Source organism: Variovorax sp. BGA-UO-ETr-C22, assembly GCF_059567965.1.
Genome location: NZ_JCAQPA010000010.1, coordinates 207,802 through 228,086, shown reverse-complemented (window position 1 = coordinate 228,086; position 20,285 = coordinate 207,802). Strand labels below are relative to the sequence as shown.

Sequence of the window (20,285 nt, the reverse complement as noted above, 5' to 3'; positions counted from 1 at the left end):
GGGTCGGTCTCGCGAAGATCGGCGCACCATGCCAACGACCCCGCTCGCCGCTTCAGTCCGCCCCCACGCCCCTGCCCTCGAATGGGCGCTGCTCGCGGTGCTCGCGACCTGCTGGGGCGCCTCGTACACCTTCATCAAGATCGGCGTGGCGACGATCCCGCCGGTCACGCTGATCGCGGCACGCACCCTGATCGCCGGGTTGCTGCTGCTCGCGGTGCTGCGCCTGCGCGGCGTGCGCTTGCCCAAAGATGGCGCGACATGGCGGCGCTTCGTGCTGCAGGCTGGCCTGAACAGCGTGCTGCCGTTCACGCTGATCGCCTGGGCCGAACGCAGCGTGGATGCGGGGCTGGCGACCATCCTCAACTCGACCTCGCCGATCTTCATCTTCCTGCTGGGGTGGGGCCTGGGCGGCGCGGGCAAGCCCACGCTGCAGCGCCTCTTCGGCGTGGGGGCGGGGCTGGCGGGCATCTGCCTGATCGTGGGCTTCGAGGCCTTGCAGGGGCTGGGGCATTCGCTGCTGGCGCAGCTGGCGCTGGTGGTGGCCGCCGTCTGCTACGGCTGCGCCGCGATGTTCGGCCGCGTGTTCAAGGGCCTGGACCCGATGGTGCCCGCAGCCGGCTCGCTGTTGAGCGGCGCGGCCCTGCTCGTGCCCGCGAGCCTGGCGATCGACAGGCCCTGGACGCTCGCCCCATCGGCAGCGTCGATGACGGCCGTTGTGGCGCTGGCAGTGCTCTCGACCGCGCTGGCCTTCACGATCTACTTCCGGCTCATCAAGACGCTGGGGCCGATGTCGACCTCGGCGCAGGCCTACCTGCGCGTGCCCATCGGCGTGACGATCGGCGTGGTGTTTCTGGGTGAGACACTGGCGGCCACGGCGTGGGTCGGGCTGGCCTGCGTGGTGGTGGGCGTGGTCGCGATGACGATGCCCGACACACAACTTTTGCGCCGGGGCCTTCGTTTTTTACGCGGCTTTTAGACCCGCGCTTCTACGCTGCCGGCTCCTCCATCCGTTAGCGAATTCTTTCGATGAAACACCTCCTTCGCACCGCCTTGCCGGTGCTCGTTCTTCCCACCCTGTTCGCCCTGCCGATGCTCGCCAATGCGCAGCTCACGGGCAACGTGGCGCTGACCACGAACTACAAGTTCCGCGGCCAGGACCAGGACATGCTCGGCAAGAACGACTACGCCAAGACCCGCGGCTTCAAGCCCGCCGTGCAGGGCGGCTTCGACTACGCCTTCGGCGACAGCGGCTTCTACATCGGCAACTGGAACTCCAGCGTCAACTGGCTCAAGGGCAACAGCCTGGAGAGCGACCTGTACGGCGGCTACAAGTTCAAGGCCGGCCCGCTCGACATGGACGTGGGCGCCCTCACCTACCTGTACCCGGGCAACTCGACAGGCAACACGACGGAGCTGTACGCCAGCGCGGGCTACACCGACGCGACGCTGGGTTCGTTCACGCTGAAGTACTCGCACACGGTGTCGAAGGACTACTTCGGTTATGCCGGCGCCAAGACCGGCTCGGACCGCACGGGCCGCAACACCGGCTACCTGAACCTGGCCTACAGCAAGGAGATCGTGCCCAAGGTCACGCTGAAGGCGGCCGTGGGCTACACGAACATGTCGAGCGACATCCGCAGCCTGGGCTACAGGAGCTACGTGGACTACAACGTCGGCGCCACGTACGACTTCGGCAGCGGCCTCACACTGACCGGCTCGGTGCAGGGCGCCAACAAGAAGAGTTCGTACGTTTCGGTGGCCAACCCGGGCTTCGACTACGGCTTCGGCACCGTCGGCCAGACGACCTACTCGCCCAACAAGGCCCGCTTCATCCTGACGCTGACGAAGACGCTCTGATCAGTCGATGCTGATGTTCGCCGCCTTGGCGACTTCGGCCCACTTCACGCGGTTGGCGTGCACGGTCTTCTTGAACTGCGCAGGCGACTCGATGCGTACGGTGTTGCCCTGGCTCTCGAAGCGTTCGCGGATCTCGGGCTGCTCGAGCACGGTCTTCACGGCGGCGTTGAGCTTGTCGACGATGTGCGCGTCGGTGCCCTTGGGCGCGAAGATGCCGAACCAGATGGCGCTGTCGAAGCCCTTGGTGCCGGGCAGGCCGCTGGAGGCGATGGTCGGCACCTCCTTCACGGCCGGCACCGCCGTGGCGGTGGTCACGCCCAGCAGCCGCACCTTGCCGGCCTTGTAGTGCGGCAGCACGGTCTGCACCTGGTTCATGATGCAGCAGGTCTCGCCGCGCACCACCGAGGTGATGGCCTCGGGGCCGCCCTTGTAGGGCACGTGGACCATGTTCAGGCCCAGGCGCGAGTTGAACTCGGCAAAGGCCATGTGCGTGCCCGCGCCGTTGCCGGTGGAGGCGTAGTTGTACTTTCCGGGGTTGGCCTTCACCAGCTCGACGAACTCCTTGAGCGTGCGCACGTTGATCACGTCGGGGTTGATGGTGAGCACGTTCGACACGTCGAGCACGGGCGCCACGGGCACGAAGTCGGCCTCGACGTCGAAGGGCAGCTTCTTGTAGAGCGCCGCGTTGCTGCCGTGCGTGGCGGCGGTGCCGAACGAGAGCGTGTAGCCGTCGGGCTTGGCATGGGCGACGTACTCGCTGGCGATGTTGCCGGCCGCGCCCGATTTGTAGTCGATGATCACGGGCTTGCCGAGCTGGCGCGACAGCGGCTCCTGGATGGCGCGGGCCACCACGTCGACGCCCGAGCCGGCCGGGAAGCCCATGATCAGTGTGACGGGTTGTTGCGGCCAGTCGGGCTGGGCCAGCGCCAGGGTCGATGCGGCAGCGGTGCAGAGCAAGGCGCCAGCGGCCAGCAGGGCGCGACGCGGGAAGGGAGAATGGGCCATGTCGGTCTTTCTTCGAGGCGGACGGTGCAGGCGCCGATTGTGGCGCGCGGCTGATATCTGTTTGCACATGTGCTTATGCACCGCGCCCCTTGCCTCTCCATAATCGCTCCATGGTCCGCCCCACACAACAACTCCACACCCATCGCGAACCGGTGCCCGTGCGCGCCGCCGCCACCGTCCTGCTGCTGCGCGACACCGACGCCGGCCTGGAGGTCCTCATGACCCGCCGCTCGGCCACCGCGAGCTTCGCACCCGGTGCCTACGTCTTTCCGGGGGGCCACATCGACGCGGCCGACGCCGCCGCCGCGCGCATCGCGGCACGCCGCGCCACGCAAAGCGACACGCAACACACGCAGGCCATCGCCGCGATCCGCGAGGCCTTCGAAGAACTCGGCATCCTGCTGGCCCGCCACGCCGACGGCCGCGCGGTGAGCGCCGGCGAGGTCGCCGCCATGGACCGCAATGCCACCGCCGGCACGGCCTTCGCCGACCAGTGCGCGGCACGCGGCCTGGTGCTGTCGGCCGACCAGGTCTTCACCTTCGCGCACTGGATCACCGACCGCGACCTGCCCAAGCGCTTCGACGTGCCCTTCCTGGTGGCGCGCATGCCCGAGGGCCAGGAGCCCACGGCCGACGAGAGCGAGCAGTTCGAGCCCTGCTGGGTGCGCCCGGCCGACGCGCTGGCGCGCCACGAGGCGGGCAGCTTCTTCATGATCTTCCCGACCATCCGCACGCTGCAGCGCATGGCGGCCTACGCGACGGTCGATGCGGTGCTCGCGGCCTGCGCGCCTGGGGCCGACGGCCAGGAGAAGCCGCTGTGGACCAGCTGCCCGCGCGCCGGCCTGCTCAAGGGCGAGGACGCGCGCTACATGGAACACGAGTCGCCCTTCGGCGAGCTCGCGCTGGTGTGCCCTGACGGCCAGATCGCGCACGCGCTCGACTGGCAGAGCACGCAGCCCGTGGCGCTGCTGAAGAACGTGCAGCGCCTCACCGCGCCGAACCCCAGCGCCATGACGGGCCCCGGCACCAACACCTACCTCGTGGGCGACGCGGCCACCGGCTACCTCGTGATCGACCCGGGCCCGAACGACGCGACGCACCTCGCACGGCTGATCGAAGCCACGCAGGGCGACATCCGCCTGATCGTCTGCACGCATTCGCACGCCGACCACTCGCCGGGCGCCGCGCCGCTGCAGGCGCTGTGCGCGGCAGCGCGCAAGCCGCCGATCCTCGGGCTGTCGTCCGCGCCCACGGCGCGCGCCACCGCACGCTTCAGTGCCGAGCGCGAACTGGCGGACGGCGAGCGGCTGGTGCTCTCGGGCACCGCGCCCGACGGCATGCCGCTCGTGCACACGCTGCGCGCCATCCACACGCCCGGCCATGCGGCCAACCACCTGTGCCTGGTGCTCGAAGAAGACGGCCTGCTGTTCTCGGGCGACCACATCCTCAACGGCAGCACGACGGTGGTCGATCCGCCGGACGGCGACATGACGGCGTACCTCGATTCGCTCGACAAGCTCGACGCGGCCTGCGCGGCCGGCGGCATCGACTTCATCCTGCCGGCGCACGGCTACGTGATCGGCTTTGCGCGCACCGCCATCGCGCACCTGAAGGCGCACCGCCTCAAGCGCGAGGCCAAGATCGCCGCCGCGATGCAGCGGCTGCCCGACGGCACGCCCGCGCAGTGGCTGCCGCTCGCCTACGACGACGTGCCCGAGCGCATGTGGCCGGTGGCGGCGCGTTCGCTGGCGGCGCATGTGGCGCGCATCCGTCAACTGGCCGACGCGCGATGAACCGCTCGAACCGCCCCTCGGCACCCGACGACGAAGGCGTGCGCCTGGCCAAGCGCGTGGCCGCGCTGGCCCAGGTGTCGCGCCGCGAGGCCGAGCTGCTGATCGAGAACGGCGCGGTGCGCGTGGACGGCGTGCCCGCGCTGCTGCCGCAGTCGCGCGTGCAGCCGCACCAGCAGGTCGAGATCGCCGCCGGCGCGCGGCCCGAGCCCGTGGTGCCGGTGACGATGGTGCTGTACAAGCCCGCCGGCATGCCGACCGACAACGCCCACCAGCTGCTGGTGGCTGCCAACCACCACGAGCCCGAGCGCGAGGGCCAGCGTTTCCTGCCGGCGCATGCGCGCGGCCAGCGCTGCATGACGCCGCTCGAAACCGGCGCCAGCGGCCTCGTGGCCTACACGCAGGAATGGCGCATCGAGCGCAAACTGCAGGAAGACGCGGGCATCCTCGAGCACGAAGTGATGGTCGACGTGGCCGGCCCGGTGAGCCCCGAGGTGCTGGCACGGCTGGAGCGTTCGCCCGCGCGCGTGAGCATCGGCCGGCAGTCGCCCGAGCAGACCGGCCTGCGCTTTGCGCTGAAGGGCGCGCGGCCCGGGCAGATCGCGCACATCTGCGACGGCGTGAACCTGCGCATCGTCGGCATGCGGCGCCTGCGCGTGGGCCGTGTCTCGCTGGCCGGGCTGCAGCCGGGGCAGTGGCGCTACCTGGCGCCGCACGAGCGTTTTTGAAAGCGACTTGAGGACGACGAGGCAGCACCGCAAACTGCCACCTGAAGACAGCGGCCTCGCGCCGCACACGGGAGATCCCAGCACCATGAAGTTCGGCACACCGATCCGCACCCTGGCCTGCACCCTGCCCCTGACGCTGCTGGCGGGCTGCAGCTACCTCACGGCCTTGCTGTTCCCGGACGCGCCGATCGGTTCGCCGACCGCCGCGACAACAGCCGCCCCACCCGCCGTGGTTTCCAAAGATGGCCTCGCGCCGATCACCGCCGTGCAGGTGGAACGCATCCGCGAAGCCGTCGGCGGCAAGCCCCCGAGCCCCGCGGTGGGCAAGGTGGTGGGGAGCGCGTCGCCGACCATCGAATCCTTCTTGCGTACCGAAGGCTGCATCACGGCGCGCAACGGCGCGGTGCTCAACCCCTTCGCCGCGCCTGGCCGGCTGTTCGACGGCACGGGCTTCCAGGGCGGGCCGATGGCCGAGATGCAGTACCACGACAAGACCGCCTGCGTGACGGTGCAGCGCATCCAGAACTGGAAGCTGGTGTCGCCCCGGCTGCTGCGCTTCGACGTGGTCTACGTGGGCGACGACGGCGAGGAGCGCGCCATCAAGCGCCACGAACTCATGCGCCAGCCCAAGGGCGGCTGGCTGTTCACGCGCTGAGCGTTGCGGCCGGCGAGCGGCACGTGCCGCTCAGCGGACGGTCGTGGCGGGCTTGCCTTGTTGGCTTTGTGCGAGCGCGTCATCGGCCGGCTCCCAGCCGCCACCGAGCGCCATGAACAGCACGACCTGGTCGTCGGCCAGTTGCGCCTCGCTGGCGGCCAATGCGGCGTCGGCGCCGGCCAATGCGCGTTCGGCGTCGAGCGCGTCGAGGTAGGCGGTGCGGCCGTTGCGGTACAGCTGGCGCGCCTGCGCGGCGACCTTGGCGCTTTCGTCGCGCGAGGCCTGCAAGGCGGCGCGGCGGTCGAGTTCGCGGGCGTAGGTGCCGAGCGCGGTCTCGGTCTCGCGCAGTGCCGTGAGCACGGTGCCGTCGAACTTGGCGAGCGCGGCGCGCGTGCCGGCCTCGGCCTGTGCGATGCGGGCCTGCGCGGCGCCGGTGTTGGGCACGGTCCACGAGATCAGCGGGCCCACGCTCCAGGCCAGCGTGTCCTGGCGGCCGAAGCCGGTGGCATGGCCGGCGGACGAGCCCGACAGGCCCAGCGTGACCTTCGGATAGAGGTCGGCCGTGGCCACGCCGATGCGTGCGGTCGAGGCAGCGAGGCTGCGCTCGGCCTGGCGGATGTCGGGCCGGCGGCGCAGCAGCGCGGCGCCGTCGCCCACCGGCAGCGCGCCGGCCACGCGCGGCGGCGTGGTGCAGTCGGCCACCTCGCGCGGAAAATCTTGCGGCAGCGCGCCGGTGAGCGTGGCCAGGCGGTAGAGCGCGCCCTGGCGCTGGGCCTTCAGCGGCGGCAGCGCGGCGTCGAGCTGCGCGAGCTGGGCACGCGCGCGGCCGGCGTCGATGGCACCGGCGCGGCCTGCGCGCTGCAGGCGCTCGGTGACGTTCACGGCGTCCTGTTGCAGCGCGACCGACTTCTGCGCGATCTGCAGCCGCAGGCCAGCCGAGCAGGCCTCGGCGTAGGCGCGCGCGGTGCCCGCCGCAACGTTCACGCGCACGAGGTCGAGCGCGGCTTCGGCGGCCTGGCTGTTGGCGGCCGAGGCTTCGATGGCGCGGCGGATCTGGCCGAACAGGTCGACCTGGTACGACAGCGACGCGCCCGCGCTGTAGTTGAAGGTGTTCGGCGGCTCGTAGCCCTTTTGCAGCAGCGACAGGCCCGAGACGTGGCCGAACGACGGCCCGCCGTTCACGCCGATCGTCGGGTACTTGGCGCCGGCCACTTCGGTTTCGATGGCGCGTTCGCGCTCGAGGTTGGCGACGGCCTGGCGCAGGTCGGTGTTGTGCGCAAGGGCCTGGGTGACGAGCCGGTCGAGCAGCGGGTCGTGGTACAGGCGCCACCAGTGCGCGGGCAGCGGCGCGGCGTTCGCCGGTGCTTCGGCGAAAGGCTTGCCGGCAGCGGGCTGGCTGGCCAGTGCCTCGGGCGGTTGCCGGTAGTCGGGGCCGACCGCCGCGCAGGCCGCGAGCCCGGCCGCGACCGCGAGCGAAGCCATGCGAAAGGCGAAGCGGGTCATGGCGGTCATCCCTTCTTCGGCGTGGCGGCAGCGTGGGCCGTGTCGTGTTCGAGGACCTGCACGGTGACGGTCTGGCCGGCCACGAGGCGCGCGCCCTCGGGCAGCGGGTCGAGCTTCACGCGCACCGGGATGCGCTGCGCCAGCCGCACCCAGTTGAAGGTCGGGTTCACGCTGGGCAGCAGGTTGGCGCTGGTGGAGCGGTCACGGTCGGCGATGCCGGCGGCCACGCTGTCGACCGCGCCTTCGAGCACCGCGCCACCGCCCATCGGCGTCACGCGCACGCGGTCGCCCAGGTGGATGCGCGGCAGCTTGGTTTCTTCGAAGTAGCCCTCGACGTAGAACGACTGCGCATCGACCAGCGCGAGCACCGGACGGCCGGCGGCGGCGTAGCTGCCCTGGCGCAGATCGAGGTTGGTGACGAGGCCGTCGGCCGGCGCGCGCACTTCGGCGCGCTGCAGATTGAGGCGCGCCGAGTCGAGCGCCACCTCGGCCTGCGCGACGGCGGCCTGGGCCTGCTCGACGCGGGCGCGGGTCTGTTCGCGCGACTCTTTGGACACCAGCTCGTCGAGCCCCGTGTTGCGTGCGTTCTCGCGCTGGGCCTGGGCGCTCACGGCGCGCTGCGCGGCGAGCGCGGCCTGCGCCTGGCGCACGGCGAGGTCGTAGCGCGCGCGGTCCACCTCGAACAGCAGCGTGCCGGCGGCGACGGGCTGGTTGTCGCGGATCGGCACGGCCGTGACGAGGCCCGAGACGTCGGGCGCGATCTGGACCACGTTGGCGCGCACGCGGCCGTCGCGCGTCCACGGTGCGAGCTCGTAGTGGTCCCACAGGCGAAAGCCCGCCCAGACGGCGGCAGCCACCACGGCCACGGTGAGGAGAACGCGCAGCAGGCTCTGCGCCCGGGGGTTGTCTGCGAAGGGATTGGCTTTCATGGAAATCTCTGTGTGGTTTGCGTTGTCATTGCAGGTGCGCCGTGAGGCGGCTCAGGCCGTACAGCAGCAGCAGGTACAGCGCCATGTCGAACAGCGCCGGGTGCCACACCCAGCGGTACAGGCCAGTGGCGGCAAGCAGCCGGCGCACGCCCCACAGGGCGAGCAGCGCGGCGCCGGCCAGCAGCATGAGCCAGGGCACGTAGAGCCCGTAGAAACTGGCTTCGCCGATCATGCGGAAGCTCCTTGCGGTGAAGAGGAAGACACGGCCACGCCTGCCAGCGAAGGCGGCGCGTCGGGGAACAGGTTGCGACGCAGGCCGACCAGCGCGGTGACGGCGGCGCGCGAGGCGGTGGTGACGTCGCGTGCGGCGAGCACCGCCGCCAGCGCTTCATCGATCTGCGGCAGCAACGCAGCCGGGCGCGGCGCCATGCGGCCTTCGCCGCGCTGGCGGAAGAAGCGCGCGATGCCGCCGAGCAGCGCGGCCGAGGTGGCCATCGGCAGCTGGGCGCGCACGCGCTGCAGCACGGCGATGTCGGCGCCCATGCGCAGGTCGCGCAGCGCGTCGTTGGCGGCCACGCCCTCGACGGTGCCGCCGGCCTGCGCGATGCGCGGCGCCAGCAGGCCGATGCGGTCGAGCATGCGCACGGCGTAGGCGTCGCTTTGCGCGTACTGCGGCTGGGTGGAGGCGGCCATGTCGCCGAGCTCGCGCCAGGTGGCACGCTGGATGCGGCGCGCGCTCCAGTCGGCGCCCACCGAGCGCACCAGCCGCGTGACGCGCGCGGCCATCACCACGCCGACGATCTGGCCGGTCATGCTGTTGATGAAGCTCACGAGGTCGGCGCTGGCGGTATCGTGCATCGCCAGCGTGCCCGACACGCCAAAGACCAGCGCCATCGCGGCCATGAAGTGCGTCGGGCGCGGCAGGTACAGGCCCAGCACCAGGAACAGCGGCGCGCAGACCAGCGCGAGCATGCCGAAGTCCTGCACCGTGGGCATGAGCACGAGCACGTAGACGGCCGAGATGGGAATGGACCACAGCGTCCACTTCAGGAAGCCGTGCATCGCGGGCACGGGGTCGTCCATGGTGGCGAAGAAGCAGCAGAAGACGGCGGCCATCATGGTGGCGGCCGAGCCCATGGTCCAGCCCGTGAGGATCCAGAACGCGCCGCACACGCAGATGGCGATGACGGCGGCCAGCGCCGACAGCAGCGCCATGCCGTGGTCGCGGTGCATCGCGCGCTGGCCGAGCGCGGCCGTGCGGCGCAGCGGCGCGCCGCCCTTCAAGCCTTCGTCGATGTCGCGGCGCAGCCGGACACAGGCGGTCCAGCCGTCGACCAGCTCTTCGAGCCGGCCCGCCAGGCCGATGCGCAGCGCGCGGGCCCAGGGGCTGAACCCCGTGTCTTGTGCGGTGCCCAGTGCGCCGATCGCCTGGCGCAGCGCCTGCAAGCGTGCGGAGGCATCGACGGTCGGGTCGCTTTCGTCGCGCAGCCATTGCGCGGCCAGCGCCAGCACGGCGGTGACGTCAGGCGCGAGGCGGCCTTCGGCTTGCGCCAGCGCCTGCAGCCGGTCTTCGACCGCCGACAGCGCGGGCGTGAGTGCCGCCACGCGGTCCTGCATGGCGCGGATCGCGCCGGCGGTCCAGCGCAGGTGCGTGGTGTCGAAGGGCACGTGGGTCGAGAGCAGGCGCAGCTGCGTGATGTCGCCGGCCAGGCGGCGGCGGTCGTCGTCCAGGCGCTTGGGGTCGGCGTCCTTGGGCGTGCTGCGGTCGCCGGGCTGGAACAGGTCGCCGAGCCACTGGCGCGCGTCTTTCAGCGTGCGGTCGAGCAGGCCCAGCACGGTGGGCGCGAGCCCCGCGGGCAGCACGAGGCTGTGGACCAGCGTGGCGCAGAAGATGCCCAGGCCGATCTCTTCCACGCGCGCCACGGCGGTGTCGAACAGCACGAGCGGCGTCTGCACCGACGGAAAGCCGATCAGCGCCGCCGTGTAGCCCGCGAGCATGAAGACGTACGAGCGCGGCGTGCGGTCGAGCAGCGACACATACAGGCACAGCCCGACCCACAGCGCGAGCACCAGCGTGAGCAGCTCGGGCGCATTGGACAGCGCGGGCACCATCAGCACGGTGGCGACGCTGCCGATGAGCGTGCCGCAGAAGCGGAACACCGCCTTGGAGCGCACGGCGCCGGCCAGCGGGTGGGCGACGACGTAGGTGGTCATGAGCGCCCAGAACGGGCGCGGCAGGCCGGCGCGGCTGGCCAGGTACATCGCCAGCATCGCCGCGGCGAAGCTCTTGACGGAAAAGAGAACTTCCGCGCGGGTGAAGCGCGGCAGGGCCATCGACATCGCCATTTACTGGCCGCGCCCTTCCTGCTGCAGGCTCTGCATGCCGGCAGCACTGCGGCCGAGCTTGGCCTCGAGCGCGCCGAAGACGCGCAAGGTGGCGGCGATGTCCTCGTCGGGAATGCCTTCGAACAGCGCGGCGCGCATCTGGCGCAGCGCGGCCTCGATGGGCTCGCAGACGGCGCGGCCGGCGGGCGTGAGGTGCAGCGTCTTGGCGCGGCGGTCGGCCGGGTCTTCGCGGCGCTCGACGAAGCCGGCCTCGACCAGCTGGTCGAGCGAGCGCACCAGCGACGGCCCTTCGATGCCCAGCGCCTCGGCCACCGTGCCCTGGCGCACGCCGTCTTCCATGCGCCCGAGCACCACGACCGGCCAGGCCAGCGTCTGCGACAGGCCCACGTGCGCCACCGCCTTGTCGGCCGCCGCGCGGTAGCCGCGCTGGAGCACCGACAGCGAGGTGCCGAGCCGCATCAGCGCGTGTTCGCGCAACGGGGAGATGGGTTCGGTATCGGCCACGGCGTTATCAATTAGTTAGCTTGCTAACAATTGTACGGGTTTCTACCGAGTCTTGCACGCGACCGCGCACGACGTCAGCGCGCGGCCCAGGGAAAAGGGGGAAGGGAAAGAAAAGTGTGAAGCTCGCCGATAAGCCGGATTCTGTGCACCGGAGCCCTCTTGCGAAGACCCCGGCGTGACCGCCATTACTCTGGGCCGTTTGTCGCCAAACGGCTCGATGCCACCTACCCGCCAGCTCAGCGGAACCACCTCAATACTGGCCTACTTGGTGTTGCTGCGCGCAGAGATTGCCCGTTTCACCCGAACTGAATCGGCTCGTCTCTGTTGCTCTGATCCTCACCTCACGGTGGAGAGTCGTTAACTCCTGCGCTGTCCTGTGCAGTCCGGACGTTCCTCCAGTGCGATCTTTCGACCCGATGCTGTTGCCCGAAGGCAGAGCATCGTCCCTTTCGGGCTTGCACCAGCGGCGGTCTGGCGTGCTTCACCGCTCGATTATCGCCCGCCCCATCAATGACCCTTCAGGCGGTGTCGCGCGCCGACCTTCAACCGAGCGTTTCGCTGTCGCCGGCCTGCACCAGGCCCAGCTTGCGCAAGGTCCGGTGGAAGTTGCTGCGGTCGATGCCGGCCTCGCGCGCGGCGCTGGCCACGCGGCCGCCGTGGCGGGCGAGCAGTTCCGAAAGCCAGGCCCGCTGGAAGGCCTCGGTCGCCTCGCGCAACGTGCCACCAGCGATGGCAGGCCCCGCGTGTTCGTTCGCCGGGGCCTGCGCGGGCGCTGCCATGGCGCTTCCCACGATGGCAGCGCTGTCCAGCGCCAGGTGATGCGGCTCGATGGCCGTCCAGCGCGAGCCGCGCGGCTGCTCCCTGAACGCCCGCAGCGAGGCGCGGCTGATCACATGCTCGAGTTCGCGCACGTTGCCCGGCCAGCCGTGCGCCAGCATGGCGGCCTTCGACGCCGGCGAGAGCCGCAGGTTGCGCGCGCCCAGCCGGTGCTGGTTCTCCTCGAGAAAGCTGCCGGCCAGCACGAGCACGTCGCGCCCGCGTTCGTGCAGCGGCGCGACGACCAGCGGATAGACCGACAGCCGGTGGTACAGGTCGGCGCGAAAGCGCCCCTGTGCGATCGCCGCAGGCAGGTCGCGGTTGGTGGCCGCGATCACGCGCACGTCGACCTTGCGCATGCGGTCGCTGCCGGGGCGCTGCACCTCGCCGCTTTGCAGCACGCGCAGCAGCTTGGCCTGCACGCTCAGCGGCAGCTCGCCGACCTCGTCGAGAAAGAGCGTGCCGCCATCGGCGATCTCGAACTTGCCGTCGCGGTCCTGCACGGCGCCGGTGAACGCGCCGCGCTTGTGGCCGAAGAGTTCGCTGTCGGCCAGCGACTCGGGCAGCGCCGCGCAGTTGACCTGCACCAGCGGCTGCTCGCTGCGCCGCGAGCGCGCGTGCAGGCGCTGCGCGACCAGGTCCTTGCCCACGCCGGTCTCGCCGAGCAGCAGCACCGTGAGGTCGGACACGGCGACCGTGTCGATCTCGTGGCACAGCTGCCTCATCGCCGGGCTGCTGCCCAGCAGCTCGCGGGGCGCGCCGCGGCCTGCGCGCAGCGCCTGCGCCACGGCCTGCTCGCGCATCGCGCGCGCCTGCATTTCGCGGATCGTATCGGCGGCCTCGATGCCGGTTTCGACGAGGGCGATCAGTGCCTCCATCTGCGCCGGGCCCACAGCATCGAAGGCGTGCGGCTCCAGCGCGTCCAGCGTGAGCAGGCCCCAGACGGCGCCGCGCAAGCGCAGCGGCGCGCCCATGCAGTCGTGCACCGGCAGGATGCCCGGCTGGCCGGCGACGAGGCCGTCGTACGGGTCGGGCAGGTTGCTGTCGTGGGCGAAGCGCAGGCCCCGTTCGCTGTCGAGCAGGCGCGCGAAACGTGGATGCGCGGCGACGGGAAACTGGCGCCCCAGGGTTTCGTCGCTCAGGCCGTCGACCGCGACGGGCTTCAGCACGTCGACATCGAGCTGCAGCAGCGCGGCGGCATCGCAGCGGACCAGCCCGCGCGCGGCGGCGAGCAGCGATCGGTAGCGGGCGGCCTCGGCTTCGGGCTCGGGCGATGGGGTCTCGGTGGTCGAATCGACACGTATCGTGGTCATAAATACAACGCAGAAGTTGTTGCGAATTTGACCACATCCGGCAAATCCCCAATGACGTCAAGCACTTGCAGAGGCCTTCCGGCTGGCACGGATCGTGAGATGACCAACGCATCTCAACCGAAGGACCGCCAGACCATGAATCCGCAAACCATCGCCATCGTCAAGTCCACCGTGCCCGCGCTCCAGGCCCACGGCGAGGCCATCACCAGCCACTTCTACAAGATCATGTTCGAGGGCCATCCGCAGGTGAAGGCCTTCTTCAACGAGGCGCACCAGGCGGCCGGCACGCAGGCGCGCGCGTTGGCGGGGGCGGTCATCGCGTACGGCGCGCACATCGACCGGCTCGAAGCGATCGCCGGCGCCCTGCCCCGCATCATCCAGAAGCACGCCGCGCTGGGCGTGCTGCCGGAGCACTACCCGATCGTCGGCCACTACCTGCTGCGCGCCGTGAAGGAGGTGCTCGGCGATGCCGCGACCGACGAGGTGATCGCCGCCTGGGGCGAGGCCTACGAATCGCTGGCGGGCCTGCTCATCGCCGCGGAAGAAGCCGTCTACAGCGCCAATGCGGCGCAACCCGGCGGGTGGCGCGGCACGCGCGAATTTCGCGTGGCCCGGCGCGAGGACGAGAGCGAAGTCATCACCTCGTTCTACCTGGAGCCCGTGGACGGCGGCGCGCTGCTGGCGTTCTCGCCGGGGCAGTACCTCACGCTGGTGCTGGAGATCGACGGCCAGCCGGTGCGGCGCAACTACTCGCTGTCCGACGCGCCGGGCAAGCCGTGGTACCGCATCAGCGTGAAGAAGGAGGAAGGGGGCCGCGCCTCGAACTGGCTGCACGCAGCCGCCGCGGTCGGCACGCGGCTGCAGGTGCAGGCGCCGTGCGGCGACTTCGTGCTGCAGCCCGCCGGCGAGCAGGCGCGGCCCCTCGTGCTGGTGACGGGCGGCGTGGGCATCACGCCCGCGATGAGCATGCTCGAATCGGTGGCGCACACGGGCCGGCCGGTGCACTTCGTCCATGCGGCGCGGCACGGCGGCGCGCACGCGTTCCGCGCCCGCGTCGACGCACTCGCGCAGCGGCATGCGAACGTGAAGCCGCTGTATGTCTACGACGCGCCGCGCGACACCGACACGCCGCACGCGACCGGCTTCGTCACCCGCGAGCTGCTGGCCGGAGTGCTGCCGGAAGACCGCGACGTCGACCTGTACTTCCTCGGACCGAAGCCCTTCATGCAGGCGGTGTATGCGAACGGGCTGGCGCTCGGCGTGCCGAAGCAGCAGCTTCGCTACGAGTTCTTCGGGCCGCTGGAAGCCCTGGAGGCCTGAATCGCAACGGCCTGCCATCCCCTCGTGCTGAAACGGTCGCGGGCCGGGTGCAACCCGGCCCAGGGGGCGCCACAATGCGCGCTGACCATCCGACCCTCGCACCCAAGGAGATTCCATGAAGGCCCAGAACATCCTCCAGACCATCGGCAACACGCCGCACATCCGCATCAACCGCCTGTTCGGCCATGCGAAGCAGCAGGTCTGGATCAAGTCGGAGCGCGCCAACCCCGGCGGCTCGATCAAGGACCGCATCGCGCTGTCGATGGTGGAAGACGCCGAGAAGAGCGGCGCGCTGAAACCCGGCGGCACCATCGTCGAGCCCACTTCGGGCAACACCGGCATCGGCCTGGCGATGGTCGCGGCCGTCAAGGGCTACAAGCTGATCCTGGTGATGCCCGACAGCATGTCGGTGGAGCGCCGCCGCCTGATGCTGGCCTACGGCGCCACCTTCGACCTCACGCCGCGCGCCAACGGCATGAAGGGCTCCATCGCCCGCGCCGAGGAAATCGTGGCCGGCACGCCGGGCGCGTGGATGCCGCAGCAGTTCAACAACCCCGCCAACGTCGACGTGCACGTGCGCACCACGGCCGAGGAAATCGCGGCCGACTTTCCCGAGGGCATCGACGTGCTCATCACCGGCGTGGGCACGGGCGGCCACATCACCGGCGTGGCGAAGGTGCTCAAGAAGAAGTGGCCCAAGCTGCAGGTGTTCGCGGTGGAGCCCGTGGCCTCGCCCGTGATCTCGGGCGGCGCGCCCGCGCCCCACCCCATCCAGGGCATCGGCGCGGGCTTCATCCCGAAGAACCTGGACACCTCGCTGCTGGACGGCGTGCTGCAGGTCGACGCCGAACCGGCGCGCGAAATGGCGCGCCGCTGCGCGGTCGAGGAAGGCATCCTGGTCGGCATCTCGTCGGGCGCGACGCTCGCGGCCATCGCGCAGAAGCTGCCCTCGCTGGCGCCCGATGCGGTGGTGCTGGGCTTCAACTACGACACCGGCGAGCGCTACCTCTCCGTCGAAGGCTTCCTGCCCGCCTGATCCAGCTACAAGTTTCATAGCGCCCCGGGCGCTTAAAATCGTCGGTCTGCTTGATAACCACAAGCCCCACGACATGCTGCGAATCTCCGAACTCAAACTCCCGCTCGACCACGCGCCTGACGCGCTGGCCACCCTGATCGCCCGAACGCTCGACGTTCCGACCGAAGCGATCGCCTCCCACACCGTCTACAAGCGCAGCTTCGACGCCCGCAAGGTCGACCTGCTCACGGTCTACATCTGCGACGTGCAGCTGGCCGACGCGGCGCTCGAAGCCTCGCTGCTGGCCAAGCACGCCGCCCACCCGCACATCCAGCCCGCGCCCGACATGCGCTACACGCCGCCGGGCCAGGCGCCCGCGGACGCGACGCGCCCCGTGGTGATCGGCTTCGGCCCCTGCGGCATCTTCGCGGCGCTGATGCTCGCGAAGATGGGCTTCAAGCCCATCGTGCTCGAACGCGGCAAGACCGTGCGCCAGCGCACCCGCGACACCTGGGGCCTGTGGCGCAAGAGCGTGCTCAACACCGAGTCGAACGTGCAGTTCGGCGAAGGCGGCGCCGGCACCTTCTCGGACGGCAAGCTCTACAGCCAGATCAAGGACCCGCGCTTCCTCGGCCGCAAGGTGATGGAAGAGTTCGTCAAGGCCGGCGCACCGCCCGAAATCCTGTACGTCGCGCACCCGCACATCGGCACCTTCAAGCTGGTGAAGGTGGTGGAGAACATCCGCGAGCAGATCGTCGCGCTCGGCGGCGAGATCCGCTTCGAGCAGCGCGTGACCGATGTGCACATCGAAGACGGCCACCTGCGCGGCCTGACGGTGCTGGACCAGACGACCGGCCAGAGCAGCGAGCTGCGCGCCGACCACGTCGTGATGGCACTGGGCCACAGCTCGCGCGACACCTTCGAGATGCTGCACACGCGCGGTGTGCACATCGAGGCCAAGCCCTTCTCCATCGGCTTCCGCGTCGAGCACCCGCAGGGCCTGATCGACCGCGCCCGCTGGGGCCGCCACGCGGGCCATCCGCTGCTGGGCGCGGCCGACTACAAGCTGGTGCATCACGCCAGCAACGGCCGCTCGGTCTACAGCTTCTGCATGTGCCCCGGCGGCACCGTGGTCGCGGCCACCAGCGAGCCGGGCCGCGTGGTCACCAACGGCATGAGCCAGTACTCGCGCAACGAACGCAACGCCAACGCGGGCATCGTGGTGGGCATCGACCCGCGCGACTTCCCGGGCGATGCGCTCGCGGGCATCGCGCTGCAGCGCCAGCTCGAAAGCAACGCCTACGTGCTCGGCGGCAGCAACTACCACGCGCCCGGCCAGCTGGTGGGCGACTTCATCGCCGGCAAGCCATCGACCGCGCTCGGCAGCATCATCCCGTCGTACAAGCCCGGCGTGACGCCGACCGACCTGCACCAGGCCCTGCCCGCCTACGCCATCGAGGCGATGCGCGAGGCCTTCCCCGCCTTCGGCCGCAAGATCAAGGGCTTCGACACGCACGACGCCGTGCTCACGGGCGTGGAAACGCGCACCTCGTCGCCGATCAAGATCACGCGCGGCGACGACTTCCAGAGCCTCAACGTGCGCGGCCTCTACCCGGCCGGCGAAGGCGCGAGCTACGCGGGCGGCATCCTGTCGGCCGGCGTGGACGGCATCAAGGTGGCCGAGGCCGTGGCGCGCAGCGTGCTCGGCAGCGCCGTTTGACGATGCACTTCCACCGTCCCACCACCGGCCAGCTGGCCGTCGCCACGCTGGCGATGGCCGCCGTGGTGCTCGCGTCCAACCTCCTGGTCCAGTTCGCCATCAACGACTGGCTCACCTGGGGCGCCTTCACCTACCCGGTGGCCTACCTCGTGAGCGACCTCGTCAACCGGCGCTTCGGCCCCGGCATGGCGCGCCGCGTGGCGTGGGTCGGCTTCGCGGTGGCCGTGGCGGTGTCGCTGCTGCTCGCACCGGCGCGCATCGCCGCCGCCTCGGGCCTGGCCTTCATCGCCTCGCAGCTGCTCGACATCCGCGTGTTCGACCGCCTGCGTAGGGGCCTGTGGTGGCGCGCGCCGCTCGTGGCCACGGTGATCGCGGCCGTGCTCGACAGCATCGTCTTCTGGGGCATCGCCTTCGCGGGCACCGACGGCCCCTGGCTCACCTGGGCGCTCGGCGACCTGGGCGTGAAGCTCGGTGTCGGCGTGCTGATGCTGCTGCCGTTCCGGCTGCTGATCGGGCGGCAGGTCCCTGACCGAGGTGACCGAGGCGCTGCACGCGCATGACGATCCGCCCTGACAATACCCGCAGGATGTTCCGACCGCGCTGACCGCGCGGGACCGGTTGTTCTTTTTCTTCCCTTTCCATCCCTCGCGCCCATCGCCGAGCCTTCCGTATGACCGACGCATCCACCGCCGCCCCGAACACGAACTCGCGCAACGCACGGCGCCAGCGCCCGGACATGGCCGAGCAGCTGCAGCAGCTGAAGTCCGGCGCGGGCAGCACCGACGCAGGCGCTGACGCGTCGGCGGCGCAGCCCGCCCCCGCGCAACAGCAGCAGCAACAACGCCCGCCGCGGGCGAAGCAACAGCGCCCGCATGGGCAGCAGCAGCCGCAGCAAGGGCGCAAGCCGCGCGGACAGCAGCCGCAACAGCAACAACAGCCCGAAGCCCAGCGCGCACCGCGCAAGGTCAACCCGGTGCTCGAACGCCTGTTCGAGCTGTACCCGCAACTCTTCGGCGCGCGCTTCGTGCCGCTGAAGCTCGGCGTGTACGAAGAACTGATCGCGCGCCATCCCGAAGACTTCAAGGCCGAAGACCTGAAGATCGCGATGGGCCAGCACGCACGCTCCACGCGCTACCTCGAGAGCGTGGCCGCCGGCCATGCGCGCCACGACCTGGACGGCAACGCGCTCGACCCGGTTGCGCCCGAGCACGTGCACCACGCCATCCTCGAGCTGCACCGCCGCCGTTCGCACCGCAACCCCGGCGAAGACCTGCGTCCGCAGCTGGTGACGCGCATCGCCAAGGCCATCGAAGCCTCGGGCCTCGACCACGAGGCCTATGCCGTGCTGGTGCGCTCGCGCGACGCCAACAACAACGCCGTCGTCGACGAAGCCCTGGCCGAACTCGCCCAGCAGGCCGCCAAGCGCGAAGCCCTGCTGCGCGCCTTCGAAGCCAGCGGCCGCAGCGAACAGGAGTTTGCCGACATGTACGGCATGAAGCCCGGCGACGTGACGCGCACGCTGCAGCGCGTGCGGGACGACAAGAAGCGGGCCGAGGCTGCGGCCGCTGCCGCAGCGGTGGCCGCTGAAGCGGCGGCAGCCGCAGCGCCTGAAGTGCAGGCAGCGCCCGACGCAGAAGCCGCCCCGGCCGCTCCCGAAGCACCCGCCGCGGACTGACGCCACACGCCCGCCCCAACGAAAAAAGCCGCCACATCACTGTGGCGGCTTTTTTCATGGACGACGGCGTTGGCCGCCTTCTGCAGTGGGCTCAGCGCGCGTTCTGCAGCGCCGCGATGCGCTCTTCGATTGGCGGGTGCGTGGCAAACAGCTTGCCCATCGCGCCCGTGATGCCCATGGCTTCGACGGCCTTGGGCAGCTCGCCGGCCGGCAGGCCGCCCAGGCGGGCGAGCGCGTTCATCATCGGCTGGCGGTTGCCCATGAGTGCGGCGGCGCCGGCGTCGGCGCGGAACTCGCGCTGGCGCGAGAACCAGGCCACCACGATCGCGGCGGCGAAGCCGAGCACGATGTCCAGCACGATGGTGCTCACGTAGTAGCCGATGCCGGGGCCCGACGAGCGGTCGTCGCCGCGGCGCAGGAAGCTGTCGACCGCGTAGCCGATCACGCGCGAGAGGAACACGACGAAGGTGTTCATCACGCCCTGGATCAGCGTCATCGTGACCATGTCGCCGTTGGCGATGTGCGCGACTTCGTGGCCGATGACGGCCTCGACTTCTTCGCGCGTCATGCCCTGCAGCAGGCCGGTGGACACAGCCACGAGCGACGAGTTCTTGAACGCGCCGGTGGCAAAGGCATTGGGCTCGCCTTCGAAGATGCCGACCTCAGGCATGCCGATGCCGGCCTTGTCGGCGAACTTGCGCACGGTGCCGACGATCCAGGCCTCGTCGGGCGACTGGGGGTTGTCGATCATGCGCAGGCCGGCCGTCCACTTGGCCATGGGCTTGCTGATGAGCAGCGAGATGATCGCGCCGCCGAAACCCATGACCAGCGCAAAACCGAGCAGCGCCGTCAGGTTGAGCCCGTTGGCCGTGAGAAAGCGGTTGACGCCGAGCAGGCTGGCGACCACGCCGAGCACCGCGACGACCATCACGTTGGTCAGGACAAACAGAAGGATACGTTTCAAGTTGAATTCTCCGTGGGGAAATCTGCCCCCTTAGATAAGGCCCCCGGGGCCCTCTTCAAGCCGCGCGCGACAGGGAGGCCCTCGGTGTTGCTTCCGGTGGAGCCATGATAGGAGCAAAAGTTCTGGCGCCCCGATATTCCCCGCA

Annotated in this window: 18 protein-coding genes and 1 other RNA gene; 10 read left to right on the top strand and 9 right to left on the bottom strand. The window is 70.4% G+C overall.

Annotation, left to right across the window (positions count from 1 at the left end; genetic code table 11):
- Window positions 1-28: 28 nt before the first annotated feature.
- The gene (locus AC57B8_RS14505) at window positions 29-976 is read left to right on the top strand and encodes a DMT family transporter (RefSeq protein ID WP_496479979.1); all 948 of its coding nucleotides are present in this window, start codon (window positions 29-31) and stop codon (window positions 974-976) included.
- Window positions 977-1,026: 50 nt separating this feature from the next.
- Window positions 1,027-1,857 carry a TorF family putative porin gene (locus AC57B8_RS14500; protein ID WP_496479978.1) on the top strand — a complete coding sequence of 277 codons (831 nt, stop codon included), beginning with the start codon at window positions 1,027-1,029 and terminating at the stop codon, window positions 1,855-1,857.
- Here the strand turns inward: AC57B8_RS14500 and AC57B8_RS14495 are convergent, their stop codons facing one another.
- Window positions 1,858-2,862: a Bug family tripartite tricarboxylate transporter substrate binding protein gene (locus AC57B8_RS14495; RefSeq protein ID WP_095743580.1), complete on the bottom strand. Its 1,005-nt coding sequence runs from the start codon at window positions 2,860-2,862 to the stop codon at window positions 1,858-1,860.
- A 110-nt stretch (window positions 2,863-2,972) separates the two neighbouring features.
- On the opposite strand from AC57B8_RS14495, the gene AC57B8_RS14490 reads away from it, so the two are divergent.
- The 3 genes from AC57B8_RS14490 to AC57B8_RS14480 all read left to right on the top strand — a co-directional run bounded on the left by AC57B8_RS14490 (window position 2,973) and on the right by AC57B8_RS14480 (window position 6,035).
- Window positions 2,973-4,655, top strand: coding sequence for an MBL fold metallo-hydrolase (locus AC57B8_RS14490; RefSeq protein WP_496479977.1), 1,683 nt, complete (start codon window positions 2,973-2,975; stop codon window positions 4,653-4,655).
- Complete coding sequence (locus AC57B8_RS14485) at window positions 4,652-5,380, top strand: RNA pseudouridine synthase (protein ID WP_496479976.1); 729 nt, start codon at window positions 4,652-4,654, stop codon at window positions 5,378-5,380. Before AC57B8_RS14490 ends, AC57B8_RS14485 begins: the two co-directional genes overlap by 4 nt.
- 85 nt (window positions 5,381-5,465) lie before the next feature.
- On the top strand, window positions 5,466-6,035 hold the full coding sequence (locus AC57B8_RS14480; RefSeq protein WP_496479975.1) for a hypothetical protein: 570 nt from the start codon (window positions 5,466-5,468) through the stop codon (window positions 6,033-6,035).
- A gap of 30 nt (window positions 6,036-6,065) precedes the next feature.
- Here AC57B8_RS14480 and AC57B8_RS14475 read toward each other — a convergent pair whose 3' ends face one another.
- The 7 genes from AC57B8_RS14475 to norR form a co-directional block, all read right to left on the bottom strand.
- Window positions 6,066-7,547, bottom strand: coding sequence for an efflux transporter outer membrane subunit (locus AC57B8_RS14475; protein WP_496479974.1), 1,482 nt, complete (start codon window positions 7,545-7,547; stop codon window positions 6,066-6,068).
- Window positions 7,544-8,467, bottom strand: coding sequence for an efflux RND transporter periplasmic adaptor subunit (locus tag AC57B8_RS14470; protein WP_496479973.1), 924 nt, complete (start codon window positions 8,465-8,467; stop codon window positions 7,544-7,546). The genes AC57B8_RS14475 and AC57B8_RS14470 overlap by 4 nt, the downstream gene beginning before the upstream one ends.
- A gap of 25 nt (window positions 8,468-8,492) precedes the next feature.
- Entirely contained in the window at window positions 8,493-8,699 is a 207-nt protein-coding gene (locus AC57B8_RS14465) for a DUF1656 domain-containing protein (protein WP_062483051.1), read from the bottom strand.
- Window positions 8,696-10,801, bottom strand: a complete 2,106-nt coding sequence (locus AC57B8_RS14460) for an FUSC family protein (RefSeq protein ID WP_496480522.1) — start codon at window positions 10,799-10,801, stop codon at window positions 8,696-8,698. The genes AC57B8_RS14465 and AC57B8_RS14460 overlap by 4 nt, the downstream gene beginning before the upstream one ends.
- 12 nt (window positions 10,802-10,813) lie before the next feature.
- On the bottom strand, window positions 10,814-11,272 hold the full coding sequence (locus AC57B8_RS14455; protein ID WP_139701559.1) for a MarR family winged helix-turn-helix transcriptional regulator: 459 nt from the start codon (window positions 11,270-11,272) through the stop codon (window positions 10,814-10,816).
- A gap of 159 nt (window positions 11,273-11,431) precedes the next feature.
- An RNA gene (gene rnpB / locus AC57B8_RS14450) (RNase P RNA component class A) lies at window positions 11,432-11,800 on the bottom strand.
- A 59-nt stretch (window positions 11,801-11,859) separates the two neighbouring features.
- Window positions 11,860-13,446, bottom strand: coding sequence for a nitric oxide reductase transcriptional regulator NorR (norR, locus tag AC57B8_RS14445; RefSeq protein ID WP_496479972.1), 1,587 nt, complete (start codon window positions 13,444-13,446; stop codon window positions 11,860-11,862).
- A gap of 135 nt (window positions 13,447-13,581) precedes the next feature.
- Between norR and hmpA the strand changes: the two genes are divergently transcribed.
- From hmpA to AC57B8_RS14420, 5 genes are all read left to right on the top strand, one after another.
- On the top strand, window positions 13,582-14,766 hold the full coding sequence (hmpA, locus tag AC57B8_RS14440) for an NO-inducible flavohemoprotein (protein ID WP_496479971.1): 1,185 nt from the start codon (window positions 13,582-13,584) through the stop codon (window positions 14,764-14,766).
- Between the two features lie 115 nt (window positions 14,767-14,881).
- On the top strand, window positions 14,882-15,802 hold the full coding sequence (cysK, locus tag AC57B8_RS14435; protein WP_062478599.1) for a cysteine synthase A: 921 nt from the start codon (window positions 14,882-14,884) through the stop codon (window positions 15,800-15,802).
- Between the two features lie 73 nt (window positions 15,803-15,875).
- Window positions 15,876-17,501, top strand: coding sequence for an NAD(P)/FAD-dependent oxidoreductase (locus AC57B8_RS14430; RefSeq protein ID WP_496479970.1), 1,626 nt, complete (start codon window positions 15,876-15,878; stop codon window positions 17,499-17,501).
- A 2-nt stretch (window positions 17,502-17,503) separates the two neighbouring features.
- Window positions 17,504-18,061: a VUT family protein gene (locus tag AC57B8_RS14425; RefSeq protein WP_139701420.1), complete on the top strand. Its 558-nt coding sequence runs from the start codon at window positions 17,504-17,506 to the stop codon at window positions 18,059-18,061.
- 110 nt (window positions 18,062-18,171) lie between these two features.
- Window positions 18,172-19,176, top strand: coding sequence for a ProQ/FinO family protein (locus tag AC57B8_RS14420; protein WP_496479969.1), 1,005 nt, complete (start codon window positions 18,172-18,174; stop codon window positions 19,174-19,176).
- Between the two features lie 91 nt (window positions 19,177-19,267).
- On the opposite strand, the gene htpX is transcribed toward AC57B8_RS14420, so the two are convergent.
- The gene (gene htpX, locus AC57B8_RS14415; protein WP_056575841.1) at window positions 19,268-20,140 is read right to left on the bottom strand and encodes a protease HtpX; all 873 of its coding nucleotides are present in this window, start codon (window positions 20,138-20,140) and stop codon (window positions 19,268-19,270) included.
- Window positions 20,141-20,285: the final 145 nt, after the last annotated feature.

Excerpts from the sequence above, each read along its gene's own strand:
- AC57B8_RS14505 (WP_496479979.1), top strand. The coding sequence starts at position 29 with ATGCCAACGACCCCGCTCGCCGCTTCAGTCCGCCCCCACGCCCCTGCC.
- AC57B8_RS14500 (WP_496479978.1), top strand. The coding sequence starts at position 1,027 with ATGAAACACCTCCTTCGCACCGCCTTGCCGGTGCTCGTTCTTCCCACC.
- AC57B8_RS14495 (WP_095743580.1), bottom strand. The coding sequence starts at position 2,862 with ATGGCCCATTCTCCCTTCCCGCGTCGCGCCCTGCTGGCCGCTGGCGCC.
- AC57B8_RS14490 (WP_496479977.1), top strand. The coding sequence starts at position 2,973 with ATGGTCCGCCCCACACAACAACTCCACACCCATCGCGAACCGGTGCCC.
- AC57B8_RS14485 (WP_496479976.1), top strand. The coding sequence starts at position 4,652 with ATGAACCGCTCGAACCGCCCCTCGGCACCCGACGACGAAGGCGTGCGC.
- AC57B8_RS14480 (WP_496479975.1), top strand. The coding sequence starts at position 5,466 with ATGAAGTTCGGCACACCGATCCGCACCCTGGCCTGCACCCTGCCCCTG.
- AC57B8_RS14475 (WP_496479974.1), bottom strand. The coding sequence starts at position 7,547 with ATGACCGCCATGACCCGCTTCGCCTTTCGCATGGCTTCGCTCGCGGTC.
- AC57B8_RS14470 (WP_496479973.1), bottom strand. The coding sequence starts at position 8,467 with ATGAAAGCCAATCCCTTCGCAGACAACCCCCGGGCGCAGAGCCTGCTG.
- AC57B8_RS14465 (WP_062483051.1), bottom strand. The coding sequence starts at position 8,699 with ATGATCGGCGAAGCCAGTTTCTACGGGCTCTACGTGCCCTGGCTCATG.
- AC57B8_RS14460 (WP_496480522.1), bottom strand. The coding sequence starts at position 10,801 with ATGGCCCTGCCGCGCTTCACCCGCGCGGAAGTTCTCTTTTCCGTCAAG.
- AC57B8_RS14455 (WP_139701559.1), bottom strand. The coding sequence starts at position 11,272 with ATGCGGCTCGGCACCTCGCTGTCGGTGCTCCAGCGCGGCTACCGCGCG.
- norR (WP_496479972.1), bottom strand. The coding sequence starts at position 13,446 with ATGACCACGATACGTGTCGATTCGACCACCGAGACCCCATCGCCCGAG.
- hmpA (WP_496479971.1), top strand. The coding sequence starts at position 13,582 with ATGAATCCGCAAACCATCGCCATCGTCAAGTCCACCGTGCCCGCGCTC.
- cysK (WP_062478599.1), top strand. The coding sequence starts at position 14,882 with ATGAAGGCCCAGAACATCCTCCAGACCATCGGCAACACGCCGCACATC.
- AC57B8_RS14430 (WP_496479970.1), top strand. The coding sequence starts at position 15,876 with ATGCTGCGAATCTCCGAACTCAAACTCCCGCTCGACCACGCGCCTGAC.
- AC57B8_RS14425 (WP_139701420.1), top strand. The coding sequence starts at position 17,504 with ATGCACTTCCACCGTCCCACCACCGGCCAGCTGGCCGTCGCCACGCTG.
- AC57B8_RS14420 (WP_496479969.1), top strand. The coding sequence starts at position 18,172 with ATGACCGACGCATCCACCGCCGCCCCGAACACGAACTCGCGCAACGCA.